The sequence below is a fragment of the Aquirufa sp. ROCK-SH2 genome, from assembly GCF_054558315.1.
The window spans coordinates 689,431-704,340 of sequence record NZ_JBPXKB010000001.1 but is presented as its reverse complement, the minus strand read 5'-3'; the positions used below and the strand labels follow the sequence as shown (position 1 = coordinate 704,340).

The window sequence follows — 14,910 nt, the reverse complement described above, 5'->3', positions numbered from 1 at the left end:
TTTATTTTCTCCATTCAGATGGATTTACTCTCCAATCCTGTAAGGTAACTAATTGAGATTCTGTCACATAATTTAATTTGACAGCCTCTTCAATCAAAGAATCATAATTCGATAAGGTATAAAATGGAATACCGGCATTTTTAAAATTTTGATCTGCAATTTCAAATCCATAAGAAAAGATGGCAACCATACCTAAAACTTCAATTCCTTCATTAATAAGCGCTTCTGCGGCTTTTAAACTACTACCTCCAGTACTGATTAAATCCTCAATTAAAACTACTTTTTGGCCTTTGGTAACTTTACCTTCAATTTGATTTCCCATACCATGTTTTTTTGGTTCAGGTCGTACATAGCAAAAAGGTAAGTCTAGATAATCGGCTACTAACGCGCCTTGCGCAATTCCCGCTGTTGCAACGCCTGCAATACAATCTACTTGCGGATAATAAGCTTTGACAGCGGCAGATAAACAATTTTTGATGTAAGTTCTAACTTCTGGAAAGGACAATGAGATGCGATTGTCGCAATAAATAGGGGAGTTCCATCCAGAAGCCCATTTGAAAGGTTCATCAGGTCTTAATTGGATGGCTTTGATGTTTAATAAATGATTGGCTACTTCTTGTGAGATTGTAATGTTTTCCATTTTGATGTATTTGTTGAATAATCCTTACAAAAATAGTCTATTCGAATTATCTTTCAGTAATTAATTCTATTTTTGCCTAATTTATTGAAAAAATCCCGAATGGTATTATTTATTGACGATCGCCCGATTCGAATTATTAGTGTTTCTAAGAAAAAACCTTTAGTACATGATGAGGATTTTGATTTAATTGTGGATGCTCGTTTGGAGACACTTAAACTAGAGAATTTTAAAGGACACACTTGTTTGATTAATTTAAGTTTAGATCAATTAGAGAAATTGTTTAATCATTTACATTCCAAAAAATCGCTCAATTTTAATTCTCTATATATTTTAGTAAAGGACATCAAAGAATTTAAAAATAAAATATGTTCACTCTACACAGTCATTGAAGCGGCTGGTGGAGTAGTTCTTAACAACGAAAATAAATTACTTTGGATTTACCGTTTTGGCAAATGGGACTTGCCCAAAGGCAAATTGGAGAAATTTGAAAAATTTAAAAAGGCCGCGGTTAGAGAAGTGGAAGAAGAATGTAATGTTAGAGCAGAATTAAAACATAAACTTTGTACCACTTATCATACTTATTCTCAAAAGGACCAAAGAATTCTTAAGAAAACCAAATGGTATTTGATGTCTACAAATTCCACAGAACGATTAATTCCACAAAAAGAGGAAGGTATTGAAAAAGTGGAATGGTTGTCAAAAAAGGAAATGAACAAATGCTTAACGAATACTTACAGTTCTATTCGTCATGTCATTCAAAATTTTGAATTGCTTTAGTCTTCTAATTGATAAGGTAAATATTCATCAATACTCGTTCCATAACGATGTAAGTCGCGGATAATAGTAGAGCTGATTGGCGCTAAATGGGGCGATGTAATCAAAAAAACAGTTTCTAATTCACCATTGATATGTCTATTTACTTGTGAAATAGAGTTTTCATATTCAAAATCTGTGGTATTTCTTAATCCTCTGATAATAAATTTTGCACCTACCTCTTTTGCTACAGTTGCTGTTAAATTTTGATAGGTTACTACTTTTACAGGCTTTCCTTCAAACGTTTTTGCGATGTACTTTTCCATTTTGTCTAAAGGGAAATACCTTGCTTTGCTAGAGTTTTGACCAATACCAATGATAATTTCATCAAATAGAGCCAAAGCTCTTAAAACAATATCTTCATGTCCTTTCGTGAAAGGATCAAAGGAACCTGGGAAAAAGGCCGTTTTTTTTGTTTTCATTTTATGGAAATTGGAATCTTTAAGGCTTGTAAAGACTCAACGAGAGAGATATTATTTGCTTCAGGGCCTGCAATTTGAATTAAATCGTTATTCCAAACAAGTTCAAAAGATTCTCTAATAGAATGTATATAAAATGCCAATTCAATGCTTGAATGGTATTCAAATGCATTAGCGATTTGTAATTTGCCATTTTTTCGACAAATGATAAATGCCCACTGATTCATTAAATAAATATTCAATTGACTTCGCAAAAACCGATTGTGTGAATTTATTAGATTAGCAAAAATATGCTCATAGTGGATTTTTGCTAAAGGGAATTTAAATGAAAAAATGTCTTTCCAATCACTTTTTACTAAAAAAAGCAAAATTGATTCTTCTTTACTGCAGATTTGCTCATGCAATTCCTTACCAATTGTTTCTTTTGAACCCAATGCTTTTTCTAAAAAACTCAATTGATAAAGCGGCGAATTGAATTCATTTGGTAATAATAGAAAGGAAGAATTGATTATTTCAATCGTGATATCAAAAACAAATTGTTTGTTTATTTCATTTTCTGCTAAAAATTGGTCGAATTGATCAATTTTATCCCAATTTAACAAAGCTTGATTTTCTAAAACCTCATCTTGCCATTTTGTACTTTTTTTAGAATAACAAATCCCTTCATTTGTTGCTTTAAAGAACAAATGATGCTTTTTTGACTGTTCAAATGAGGATAAATTTTCTTGCAAAATGAAATTATATTTTCAACAAAGTATGAAATTGCAAAAAAAATATGGGAATGGAATATAATTTATGATTTTTTTCTAGCTTCAAAATGAGTAATTTTGCACCTTCATTTATCATAGACAAATATGTTGCAGGTTTCAAATGTTTCCTTACGCTTTGGGAAAAGGGTTTTATTCGAAGAAGTAAATATCAAATTTACTGAAGGTAATTGCTACGGTTTAATTGGTGCAAACGGTGCAGGGAAGTCCACTTTTTTAAAGATATTATCTGGGGAAATTGAATCTCAAACGGGATCTGTTTCTATGAATCCAGGTGAAAGGATGTCTATCCTGAAGCAAAATCACTTTGAATTTGAAGAGTTTCCTGTCTTGCAAACGGTTATTATGGGTAATAAACGCCTATATGATTTGATGTTGGAAAAGGATGCCATCTATATGAAGGAAGATTTTACAGAAGAGGATGGTAACAAAGCAGCTGATTTGGAGGCAGAGTTTGCTGAATTAAATGGTTGGGAAGCAGAATCAGAAGCAGCCACCTTATTAAGTGGTTTAGGAATAAAAGAAGAAAGTCATTATACCTTATTGAAGGATTTAAATGGTTCCGAAAAAGTAAAAGTGCTTTTGGCACAAGCCTTATTCGGAAATCCAGATATATTATTATTGGATGAGCCAACCAATAACTTGGATATCGATTCTATTCTTTGGTTAGAAGGATATTTACAGAATTTTAAAAATACCGTAATTGTTGTTTCTCACGATAGACATTTCTTGGATAATGTGTGTACGCACATTGCAGATTTAGATTTTGGTAAAATTCAATTGTATGGTGGTACCTATACTTTTTGGTATGAGTCATCTCAATTAGCTGCTAGACAAAGAGCAGACCAAAGCAAAAAGACGGATGAAAAACGAAAAGAATTAGAAGAATTTATCCGCCGTTTCTCTGCCAACGTTGCGAAGTCGAAGCAAGCGACTTCTCGTCAAAAAATGTTGGATAAATTACAGGTGGATGATATCAAACCTTCTTCAAGAAAATATCCATTCATTAATTTTAAGCCAGAAAGAGAAGCAGGTGATCAATTATTAAGTGTTGAAAATTTATCTACTACCACTGAAGAAGGGGTTGTTCTATTTTCAAATTTATCTTTTACCATCAATAAAGGTGACAAAGTAGCTTTTCTTGCCAAAGACTCTTTAGCGATAACAGCATTATTTGATATTTTAATGGGTGAAAGACAAGCTAATTCTGGTGAATATAAATGGGGAGTTACGACTACTCAAACTTATTTACCTAATGACAATGCTAGTTATTTCAAAGATGATTCATTGAATTTAGTGGATTGGTTGAGACAATATTCTACGGAAAAGGACGAAAGTTTCATCCGTGGATTTTTAGGTAGAATGTTATTCTCAGGTGACGAAGCGTTGAAAAAATGTACTGTGATTTCAGGAGGAGAAAAACAACGTTGTATGTTTTCAAGAATGATGCTTTCAGGAGCCAATGTCTTATTATTTGACGAACCTACCAATCACTTGGATTTGGAATCTATTACTGCTTTAAATAATGGTATGATTGAATTTAATGGCACCATGTTATTTACCTGCCATGATCATCAATTAACCAATACCGTAGCGAACAGAGTTATTGAATTAGGCGCTAAATCTAACTTAGATAAATTAATGACTTACGATGAATACATTACAGATTCAACGGTAAAAAGTCAGCGATTAGCTTTGAAATAAATAGGAAAAGAGAAAAGAGAAAAGAGAAAAGAGAAAAGAGAAAAGAGAAAAGAGGCTTTTACCTCTTACCTCTTACCTCTTACCTCTCTTACTTCAAACCAACTCCCAATTTCTTTGCTTCCTCTTTTGCCTGAGGAATTAAAGCTTTAATGGCACTGATTCTTGTTTCATGAGAAGGGTGGGTGCTTAAAAATTCTGGTGGTGCTTGACTGCCATCGCTTAATTTATCCATTCTTTCCCAAAAAGATATGGCTTCTTCGGGTTGGTATCCAGCAACTGACATGAGGGTTAATCCGATTTTATCTGCTTCAGATTCGTGGCTTCTGCTGAAAGGCAACATGATTCCAATATTGGTTCCTATGCCATAGTATTGTTGCCAAGTTTTTTGAGTCGTTGTGTCTTTATTGGCAGTTGCTAATCCAAGGGCCATTGCTCCATATTGTTGGAAAGTACTCGCTTTCATTCTTTGGCCTCCATGATTGGCTAATGCGTGCGCAATTTCATGCCCCATTACAGTAGCAATTCCAGCTTCGGTTTGACAAATCGGTAAAATACCTGTGTAAAACACAATTTTTCCTCCTGGCATACACCAAGCATTGGCGGCTTTATCTTCAACCAATTTACTTTCCCATTTATAATCTTTTAAATAATCTGGATAACCATGTTTGCTTAACCACAATTGAGCTGCTACCACTAATTTTTCTCTTACTTTATCAATTGATTTAGCTTCTTTGGTATTCTTTATCACTTTCGCTTCCGTCAAGAATTTATCATACTCTTGGAAAGTCATGGGAAATAATTCTTGATTACTTACTCCTAAAGTTTTTTGTCCAGTAAATGGATTCAAAGTGGTACAGGCACTGACAATACTTAATAGAATGATGGATCTGATGATGGATTTCATGATATATTTCGAATGGTTTTATTAAGCTACAAAAATAGGCTTTTTGGCTGGCATTCGAAATGTAAAATGTAGAATTAAGAATGTAAAATTAAATCACATTCTTAATTCTACATTCTTAATTCTACATTCCTAAAATAAACCTTTACAATATAAATCGCGTAGATAAGAAATTAGATTGTTGATTTTCAACAATTTGATTTACAATATCCTTATTTAATTGATTGGCTTTTGTTGCTACTACCGTACGAATGGAGAAAGATCTCAAGGCTGCCGTAACACTCAAAGTTCCTTCGGCAGAATCTTTTCTTCCAGTGAAAGGGAAGGAGTCTGGGCCTCTTTGACATTGAGCATTAATATTTACCCTAGAAACTTGGTTCACCGTTTCGTCTATTAATTCAGAAATTTGATTCACATCGGTTCCGAAAATGGCCACTTGTTGTCCATGGGATGATTCATGGATATAATCAATTGGAGTTGAAATATCTTCAAAAGGTACCACTGGGACTACAGGTCCAAATTGTTCTTCCGACCAAACTTTCATTTTATTATTTACAGGGTATAATAAAGCAGGGAAGAAAATAGATTTAAAGTTCTCTCCGCCATGTTTATTGATTACCGAAGCACCGTGTAATTTGGCATCTTCAATCAACTCTTTTAAATAGGCAGGTTTGTTTGGTTCTGGTAATGGAGTGATTTGTACACCAGATTCCCATACCATTCCTAATTTAAGCGCTTCAATTTTTTCAGCTAATCCTTTGTTGAACGCATCGGCTAAACTTTTATGTACAAATATGATTTTAATTGCCGTACATCTTTGCCCATTGAAAGATAATGAACCTAATAAACATTCATTGATAGCCACATCTAATTGCGCACTTTCAGTAATGATTGCTGCATTTTTAGCGTCCAATCCCAAAATAGCTCTTAGTCTATTTACTTTAGGGTGCATTTTCTTTAATTTATCTGCCACTTTGGAAGAACCAATTAAAGTCAAAACGTCTATTTTTCCCGATTCCATCAATTGTGGAATAATGTTATTTCCTCGTCCATACAATGTATTGATGACACCAGCTGGGAATGAATCGCGGAATGCTTCTAATAAAGGGTAATGTAATAAGGTACCGTGTTTCGGTGGTTTGAATAATACCGTATTACCCATGATCAATGCTGGAATTAGAGTGGTAAAAGTTTCATTCAATGGATAATTGAATGGTCCCATACACAGTACTACTCCCAATGGAGATCTTCTAATTTGACCAATAATACCTTCCTCTATCACAAAAGTAGAAGATGTACGATCGATATCTTTTAAAGCACCAATCGTATCATAAATGTATTGAACTGTACGGTCAAATTCTTTTTGCGAGTCGGTCAATGATTTACCAATTTCCCACATTAATAATTTTACGACTTCATCTCTTTTTTGAATCATCTTTTGAGTAAATTTCTCTACACATTCAATGCGTTGAGAAACACTCATAGAAGGCCATTCACCTCTACCGTTGGAATAAGCTTTTACACCTGCGTACAACACTTCCATGGCATCGGTTGCGTCAGTAATAGGGTAGGAACCAATTCGCTTTTGCTCCAAGCCTTTTTCTGTTCTTACATAAATGGGAGACCAAACATCTTGAGTCTTTCCTGACCATTGACGTAATTCTCCATTGACTAAATATTCCTTTTGCTCGATCGGTTTTATTAAATCATATTCCTTTGGAATATCATTGGCATTGGGAAACAATTTTTCTAATTCACTTGATTGCATCTGATTAAATTTTGGAATTGCAAATTTCTCTAATTTGTATATTTCTCAGAATCAATTGAATGTAATATTTAAATATTTATATGAAATATTAAATATAGTCAAGTATTTGGCCTTTGAAATAACAATTAAAGCGGATTAATCAGCTGATATTTTCTTCGGATTCGATTAATTTGAAATTTTTTCTGATCAGTAAAACTTGATGCATGCATTAATTCAAACTCTTTTTTCCAAACAAGAAACAGCTGTTCATCGTTTTGTTCAAAAGACAAGGCATCAATTTTTTTACTTGTTAAGTATTCTTTAAATTCCATTTTGTGTCCAATTATTTCTTCTACTTGCTAATAGAATAAATGCAAATAAAGCTAACATTCCTGAAATGAAAAAAGGTACAGGAATATTGCTTGATTTACCTTGATAAATAAATCCCGCAATATAAGCACCTAAGCCAATTCCCATTTCTAAAGCGATGTACATTGTAGCCATTGCTCTTCCCATGTGGTTTGAGTGTCCTAAATCATTGGTCCACGCTGCAAGGGTAGGAGTGTTGAATCCCCAAGCTATACCAAATAGAATAGCAGATATGACAAGCGTATATGTATTCGGTTGTAAAACCAAAATAAACATGGAAATAGCAAGCAATAAGCTGGAATATTGAATTACTGGAATTCTACCAATGTTATCAGATAATTTGGAAAAGAAAAATCTAACTCCGATGGAAGCAATAGTGTAAATAGTGAAATATAGGCCTTTGTTGGTCCAACCAATATTTTTAGAGGTATCTGGTAAAAGTGTTACTACCACTCCTGAAGCAAAAGAAATTAATAACATGATCCAAAAAACAGGTAGCACTTTGGGTTCAAATACATCAGACCAACCAATTTTAAAGAGCTTAAGTGAAAATTTGCTCTTCATCGATTTGGGAAGCGTTTCCTTTAATCTCATTAAAATTGCAATAGAGGCTAATGCAAAAAGTGAGGATATCCAAAACATCATATCCAATCCAAACTTTGCCGCTAAAAAACTACCTATAGCTGGCCCAATCGACATACCCGTAGCAGTAAAGATTCCTAAACTTCCTTGAGCTTCGCCTCTTCTATTTTCTGGTATGATATCTGCTACATAAGCTGCAGTGGCTGTAGGTTTTGTACCTGTAGACATACCATGAATTAATCTCAGAAATAAAAAACCTTGAACTGTGTGAATCAATGGATATAAGCCTCCAATAATGAAACAAACGATCGAACCAAATGCCATAATGGGCACTCGACCAATGTGATCTGTTAATTTGCCTGAAAATGGTCTACTTAATCCTGCCGTCAGAGTAAACAAAGCAATCGTGTATCCGATGTATTCTTTACCACCTAAACTAGCCAAATAATCTGGTAGCTCAGGAATAATCATGGAGAAGCTAGCTGAGAATAAGAAATTGCTTAAACACAATAACCAAAATGATATGGTATATATTGATTCCGATTTTTCATCATCCATATTCATTAGTCTTCTAAGATTTGTTTTGCTTCCTTTTTATTCAATGCCATTAAAAAAGCAGGTAATAAAATTAAATTACAAATCATGGCCATTAACAAAGTTACGGATACTAATACGCCCAATGCTTGTGTCCCTTTAAAAGTCGAGGCGGTGAAAATAAAGAATCCAAAAAATAAGATTAATGCTGTGTAAAACATGGATACCCCTGTTTTTTGAATGGTAATTTGAACAGCTTTTTGAATGTTAAAATCATTTTTTAACCATTCTTCTTTGTACCTAGTAAGGAAATAAATGGTACCATCACTGGAAATACCAAAGGCGATTGAAAAAATTAAAATGGTACTCGGTTTTAAGGCAATGTTGAAATAGCCCATTAATCCTGCTGTAATGATTAAGGGAATTAAACTCGGAAGTGTTGAAATTAAAACCATTTTCCAACTTCTAAATAATAGAGCCATTAAAATACAAATTAGTCCGATGGCGGTAATGGTGCTTTCAATTAAATTGGTTTGTAAATACTCCGTTTGAAAGGCATAAATAACAGAATTGCCTGTCACTTCTGCTTTATATGTCCCTGGTGCACCAGCTTTCAAAACCTCACCCGTTTCAGGATCTGTTCTGAAAATGGAATCAATTTTAGGTTGAATTTCATCAAATAGTTGTCTCGTTCGAACTGTTCCAGCATCTTGCATCTGAAAACTAATTCTAGTAAATCTTTTATCTGCATCTATAAATCCAGCAAATAAATTATTTTTCCCGTTTAAACTACTTTGAAAATCCTTTAGTTTACCTAATTCATCTATTCCAGGAAGCTTGAAATATTTGGGATCACCACCACGATAAACTTGATACAAATACTTTGTTGCCGTTAACAAGGAAAGCCCTGTGGTAAACTCTGGGTAATTCTCAATTAGTTTTTCAGTTCGTTTGATTTTTGATAAAATTTCAGGACTTAATGCTTTTCCTTTCTGATAGGCATCAACTGAAATTTCAAAGGGCATTACTCCATGAAAGTGTTTTTCTATAAATTTTAGATCTTTATAAATGGCATTTTCCTGAGGTAAATCATCTACAATAAATCCAATGGCTTTAATTCGGCTTATACCGTAAATGGAAATGACCAAAAGCAATAACACGAATGAGTAGATAGCTTTTCGATGAGCAAATACCCAAATTTCAATTTTGGTCAAAATTTTGTTGACACGCTTTGATTCAAAATGTGCTAAATCCTTTTGTTGCGGAGGATTTAAATAACTAAAAAAGATAGGAATCAGAAGAAGTGAAACCAAAAATGTGAGCATTACATTCAAAGATGCAACAACCCCAAATTCAACCAATAAAGCAGATCCAGTAAAAGCGAATACGCCAAAGCCGATGGATGTCGTTAAATTAGCCAAAAACAGAGTTCTACCTACTTTGGATGCACTTTCTCTTAATGAAAATTCCTTATCTCCTGAAGCTATATAAGTTTCATGGTATTTGTTCAAAAGAAAGATGACATTGGGAACTCCTATGACAACAATCAGAGGAGGAATTAATCCAGATAACAAGGTGATTTTGAAGCCAAATAATACGATTGTTGCCAATGAGGCAATAATCCCAATAATAATGATGATTAATGCGAAAAAAACCACCTTGAAAGATCTGAAGAAGTAAAGTAGAATCAATGATGTGACTAAAATGGCTAATCCAAGGAAAATAAATAATTCATTGGTTACTTGCGCTGTCAGTTCAGTTCGAATAAAAGGCATTCCTGAATAATGAACTTCATGGCCTGTTTTTAGGGCATATTGATCTCCCAACTGCTTTATTTCACGAACTAACTTGATTCTATTTTTATTGTTAATGGTTTTTTGATCCAAGGAAATTAGCATCAAATGTACCTTTAAATCAGACGTGTACAATAGTCCTGAATACACAGGTAATCGACCTAATTTGATTTTTAAAGAATCAAGGTTTTCTTGTGTGGATTTTTTTTCTTTTTGAAAGAGAGGTCTTGATTTAAACTTTTTCTCTAATGTATCGAGATAAATATCGGGGATATTATTGACAGAAATGGTATTTTTTATTCCTTCTTTGGCTTTGATCGCTTCGCTTAAATTTCTCCAAGCATCAAATTCTTTTGGACTGAATAACTGAGGATTGTCTAAACCGATAACCATGATACTGCCATCCTCACCGTATTTCTTTTTGAACGATTCGTATAATTGAAAACGTTCGTCTGTTTTTGGTAAAATTTTGGCTAATTCATAACTCAACTGAATTTTGCTTGCAATAAATCCTAAGCCAATTGAAATTGTTAAAACAATTATCAAAATAGCGACTTTATATTTTAAAATACTTTGGCTAATCCAATTCCAAAAATTATTCATAATTCATGTTAATTTCTCAAAAGACTTTCTGCGAAAAGTAAATCCTCAGGCGTTGTGATTTTGATATTTTCGTAATTTCCTTCAATTAAATTGATCTTTTCTCCCGTCTTTTCTACCACACTAGCATCATCAGTAAACAAGTCCGAAAATTCTTGATTAAATGCTTTTTTCAAACTACTCAAACGAAATACTTGCGGTGTTTGTATGATTTTGATCTCATTTCGATCTACTGCTTCAAATGAATTACTTGTTGAGTTCCATTTTCGAATCGAATCTTTGGAAGATACAGCAAGAACTGCATTAGAATCAATTTCTGACTTTTGGTAAGCATTTTGTATCGCTTTTTCCGAAACAAATGGCCTCACTCCATCATGTATTCCGACAATACTTTCATCATTTTCAAATATAGAATCAATTCCATTTTTACTAGAATGAAATCTAGTTGTACCGCCTTCTACAATGGTATGCGGTATTTGTCCATCAAAATTTGAGTGATTAGAACAAATGGTTTTCCATGTTTCAATTTGATCTTTGGGTAAAACCAAAATCAATTGAATATCAGGAATCGCTTTGATGAATTTTTGTAAGGTATAAAATAAAATAGGTTTGCCTTGAAGCGTCAAAAATTGCTTGGGAATGGTGCTATTCATTCTTTGACCGGTACCACCCGCTACAATTATCGCATATTTCTTCAAAACAAACCTTTTATTAAATTTAGATGATCAACATTACGTCTCCATAACTAAAGAAACGATATTTTTCTTTGATTGCTTGCTTATACGCCTCTTGAATTAATTCATGTCCTCCAAAAGCAGAAGTCATCATTAACAAAATCGACTCTGGTAAATGGAAATTGGTTAATAGAGCCGTTGGGATTTTAAATTCGTAAGGAGGGAAAATGAATTTGTCGGTCCAACTATTGATTGGTTTTAAATGACCACTCGCTGAAACTGATGATTCCAAGGCTTTCATTACCGTAGTACCAATGGCTAAAACATGTTTTTTATTGTCAATGGCTTGATTGACATAATCGCAAGTTGAATTATCAATGATGAAATGCTCTGAATCAGTTTTATGCTTTGTCAAATCCTCTACATCCACTTGTCTAAATGTACCTAAGCCAACGTGAAGAGTGATAGGAGTAAATTGTGCTCCATTTAACTCTAAACGTTTCATAATGATTTTAGAGAAGTGTAAACCTGCCGTAGGAGCAGCAACTGCACCAACATGTTCCGCATAAATCGTTTGAAAACGATCTCTATCTTCTTCTGTAGCTTTTCTTTTGAATCGAATTTCGTCTGGAAGTGGAGTTTCACCCAATTCATGAATGGCATTCATTAATGCATCATGATCTCCATCATATAAAAAACGAATTGTTCTACCTCTTGAAGTGGTGTTATCAATCACCTCAGCAACTAGATCAGACTCTCCAAAATACAATTTATTGCCAACACGGATTTTTCTAGCAGGATCAACCAAAACGTCCCATAAACGATGCTCTCTATTTAATTCTCTCAATAAGAAAACTTCAATTTGAGCACCTGTTTTTTCTTTATTTCCGTAAAGTCTTGCTGGGAATACTTTGGTGTTATTGGTTACTAAAACATCTCCTTCTCCAAAATAATCGACAATATCCGTGAATTTTTTATGTTCAATGGTTTTATCTTTACGATTAACCACCATCATTCGTGCATCTTCACGATTTTCTGTTGGATTGAGTGCAATTAAACTTTGAGGTAAATCAAATCTGAATTCAGATAATTTCATTCGGTTGGGGTTTGAAATTTCAGGTTAAAACAAAATTATATTAACCCTTTAATTAAATTAAAAAATTCTTTCATTTTTATAATCTACAAATATACACTTTTCAAGGGGGGCTTGTCAAGTGTTATTTGAAACAATTATAATTCTTTTAAGTTAACTTGTAAATTATTATTAAAATTGAATGAATAAAGTATCAATTTTCTGGTTTCGTCGCGATTTAAGATTGGAGGATAATGTTGGATTATTTCATGCTTTGAGTGGTGATAATCCTGTTTTACCTATTTTTATTTTTGATCCATTGATCTTAGATAAATTAACAAACAAAAGTGATTCGCGTGTACATTTTATTCATCAATCATTACTAAATCTTTCTGAAAAATTAGCTAAGAGATCTGGAGGAATACAAGTTTTCTACGGAGAACCATTAAGTGTTTTTGAAAATTTGTCAAATCAATATGAAATTGATACGATTTACACCAACCATGACTATGAAAAATATGCTCAAGAGAGAGATGCTAAAGTAGCTAATTGGGCAAATAACAAACACATTGAATTTTTACATTTTAAAGATCAGGTAGTATTTGAAAAAGATGAGGTCTTATCTGGTCAAAATACACCCTATACCGTTTTTACTCCCTATTCAAGAAAATGGAAAGAGAAATTACAAAGTTGTCCGATTAATTTACTTAGATCTGAAGATTTAACAAATTATTTTAAAATAGAGTCTAAAATTCCGAAGTTAAATGAAATAGGTTTTAAAGAGTCAACAATTACCTTTCCAGAAACAGAAGTCAAGGATGATTTGATCTTCAATTATCAGAATTTACGTGATTTCCCAGCCATACCAGGAACTTCACATTTATCGGTTCATTTGCGTTTTGGCACAATCTCCATTCGGACTTTAGTGTTAAAGGCTTTAGGGAAATCAGAAACTTGGCTAAATGAATTGATTTGGCGAGATTTTTATTTTAATATTTTATTCCATTTTCCACACATCAGTGAGGGAAAATCATTTCGAAAGGAATATGATTTTATTCAATGGCGAAATAATGAGAAGGAATTTGAAGCGTGGAAAAATGGACAAACGGGTTATCCCATTGTAGATGCAGGAATGCGTGAATTAAATGCAACGGGTTTTATGCATAATCGCGTTCGCATGATTGTTGCAAGCTTTTTGGTCAAACATCTGTTGATAGATTGGAGATGGGGCGAAGCTTATTTTGCTGAAAAATTATTGGATTTTGATTTTTCAGCCAATAATGGTGGATGGCAATGGGCTTCAGGTTCAGGTTGTGACGCCGCACCTTATTTCCGTGTTTTTAATCCTTATCTTCAAACGCAGAAATTTGACAAAGATTTACTTTATATAAAAAAATGGGTACCTGAATTTCAAGAGTTTAATTACCCAAGTCCAATTGTTGATCATGATTTTGCTCGAAAGAGGGTATTGGAAGTATATAAGAAAGCTTTGAGTAAGGATTAATAAATATTTCTTCCCAAGATTTTGTATTCTTCTAAATCTATTCCTAAAAATCCTAATTTCAAACTAACTTCCATTTTGATAGGTATTTGAAATTCATCTTGACTTATCCACAGTCTAATGGCATCTTTATCTTCAAATAGATTATTCTTCGGTAAAACCAGTGATGTTCGAATACATTTTTTATTACCAAATTTGGTTTCGATTGTTTCGAATTCTTTGACAATAAACCATACCTCATAAATGACTCCTTCTACTAATATTTTGGCACTTAATTTTTGACCAATTTTTAATTCACTTAAATCTTTATTCCTTAAATAATAGTACCCTCCAATTAAGTCAACGGTGTTTGCTGGAATACTTATGGTTTTATCTTTAGGTTCATTTTGCTTAGAATAAATCTTGGCAGTATTACTGTCTTGATCAAAATAGACACTTTCCTCTTTTTTATATCTTCCTTCTCTCTTTTTTAATTCTGTTTTGATAGGAAGTAATGTTTTTACATCCAAATTAGCAGACCAATAGTCCAATAAAGGACTAATCATGTTTAAAATACCAACGGTTTTACCTTCTATTTCAACTTTTCTACTTGGAATCTGATTTACTTGAACTTGGCTATAACTCGTTTTGATGGTGGCTTCAGCAGCATTGATAAAACCTAAATGTATTCTATATTTTAAGAACTCCCCAGCGCGAAGAGCATTACTTTGCTGCCCATTAATTGGATGGATACTTGAAAAAATCAATAAAATGATAATGAGCAAAAAGGGCTTTTTCAAAAGACTTAGGGATTA

General features: G+C 33.2%; 14 protein-coding genes. 3 read left to right on the top strand and 11 right to left on the bottom strand.

Translation table 11 applies throughout. The features are described 5' to 3' along the window. Position 1: 1 nt before the first annotated feature. Positions 2–640: an orotate phosphoribosyltransferase gene (gene pyrE / locus V7S79_RS03070; protein WP_459489083.1), complete on the bottom strand. Its 639-nt coding sequence runs from the start codon at positions 638–640 to the stop codon at positions 2–4. A gap of 99 nt (positions 641–739) precedes the next feature. On the opposite strand from pyrE, the gene V7S79_RS03065 reads away from it, so the two are divergent. After that, on the top strand, positions 740–1,417 hold the full coding sequence (locus tag V7S79_RS03065) for an NUDIX hydrolase (protein WP_459489082.1): 678 nt from the start codon (positions 740–742) through the stop codon (positions 1,415–1,417). Here V7S79_RS03065 and coaD read toward each other — a convergent pair. Next, complete coding sequence (coaD, locus tag V7S79_RS03060; RefSeq protein WP_459489081.1) at positions 1,414–1,875, bottom strand: pantetheine-phosphate adenylyltransferase; 462 nt, start codon at positions 1,873–1,875, stop codon at positions 1,414–1,416. The genes V7S79_RS03065 and coaD overlap by 4 nt on opposite strands. Further along, positions 1,872–2,603, bottom strand: a complete 732-nt coding sequence (locus V7S79_RS03055) for a DUF3822 family protein (protein WP_459489080.1) — start codon at positions 2,601–2,603, stop codon at positions 1,872–1,874. The genes coaD and V7S79_RS03055 overlap by 4 nt, the downstream gene beginning before the upstream one ends. Before the next feature lie 123 nt (positions 2,604–2,726). Here V7S79_RS03055 and V7S79_RS03050 point away from each other — a divergent pair, with 123 nt between their 5' ends. Then, a complete protein-coding gene (locus V7S79_RS03050) occupies positions 2,727–4,343 on the top strand; it encodes an ABC-F family ATP-binding cassette domain-containing protein (protein WP_459489079.1) in 1,617 nt (538 codons plus the stop codon). A gap of 88 nt (positions 4,344–4,431) precedes the next feature. Here the strand turns inward: V7S79_RS03050 and V7S79_RS03045 are convergent, their stop codons facing one another. From V7S79_RS03045 to queA, 7 genes are all read right to left on the bottom strand, one after another. Beyond that, on the bottom strand, positions 4,432–5,247 hold the full coding sequence (locus V7S79_RS03045) for a M48 family metallopeptidase (protein ID WP_459489078.1): 816 nt from the start codon (positions 5,245–5,247) through the stop codon (positions 4,432–4,434). 142 nt (positions 5,248–5,389) lie between these two features. Further along, positions 5,390–7,012, bottom strand: coding sequence for an NADP-dependent glyceraldehyde-3-phosphate dehydrogenase (locus tag V7S79_RS03040; protein WP_459489077.1), 1,623 nt, complete (start codon positions 7,010–7,012; stop codon positions 5,390–5,392). A 125-nt stretch (positions 7,013–7,137) separates the two neighbouring features. Continuing rightward, complete coding sequence (locus tag V7S79_RS03035; protein WP_459489076.1) at positions 7,138–7,323, bottom strand: hypothetical protein; 186 nt, start codon at positions 7,321–7,323, stop codon at positions 7,138–7,140. Next, positions 7,313–8,506: an MFS transporter gene (locus V7S79_RS03030; protein ID WP_459489075.1), complete on the bottom strand. Its 1,194-nt coding sequence runs from the start codon at positions 8,504–8,506 to the stop codon at positions 7,313–7,315. The genes V7S79_RS03035 and V7S79_RS03030 overlap by 11 nt, the downstream gene beginning before the upstream one ends. After that, positions 8,506–10,872 carry an efflux RND transporter permease subunit gene (locus tag V7S79_RS03025; RefSeq protein WP_459489074.1) on the bottom strand — a complete coding sequence of 789 codons (2,367 nt, stop codon included), beginning with the start codon at positions 10,870–10,872 and terminating at the stop codon, positions 8,506–8,508. Before V7S79_RS03025 ends, V7S79_RS03030 begins: the two co-directional genes overlap by 1 nt. An 8-nt stretch (positions 10,873–10,880) precedes the next feature. Beyond that, on the bottom strand, positions 10,881–11,567 hold the full coding sequence (locus V7S79_RS03020) for a 2-C-methyl-D-erythritol 4-phosphate cytidylyltransferase (RefSeq protein WP_459489073.1): 687 nt from the start codon (positions 11,565–11,567) through the stop codon (positions 10,881–10,883). Between the two features lie 19 nt (positions 11,568–11,586). Beyond that, entirely contained in the window at positions 11,587–12,639 is a 1,053-nt protein-coding gene (queA, locus tag V7S79_RS03015; protein ID WP_459489072.1) for a tRNA preQ1(34) S-adenosylmethionine ribosyltransferase-isomerase QueA, read from the bottom strand. Positions 12,640–12,817: 178 nt separating this feature from the next. Between queA and V7S79_RS03010 the strand changes: the two genes are divergently transcribed. Next, positions 12,818–14,119, top strand: a complete 1,302-nt coding sequence (locus V7S79_RS03010) for a cryptochrome/photolyase family protein (RefSeq protein ID WP_459489071.1) — start codon at positions 12,818–12,820, stop codon at positions 14,117–14,119. On the opposite strand, the gene V7S79_RS03005 is transcribed toward V7S79_RS03010, so the two are convergent. Then, the gene (locus V7S79_RS03005) at positions 14,116–14,895 is read right to left on the bottom strand and encodes a DUF3108 domain-containing protein (protein WP_459489070.1); all 780 of its coding nucleotides are present in this window, start codon (positions 14,893–14,895) and stop codon (positions 14,116–14,118) included. The two genes, V7S79_RS03010 and V7S79_RS03005, sit on opposite strands and share 4 nt — an antisense overlap. Positions 14,896–14,910 lie beyond the last annotated feature (15 nt).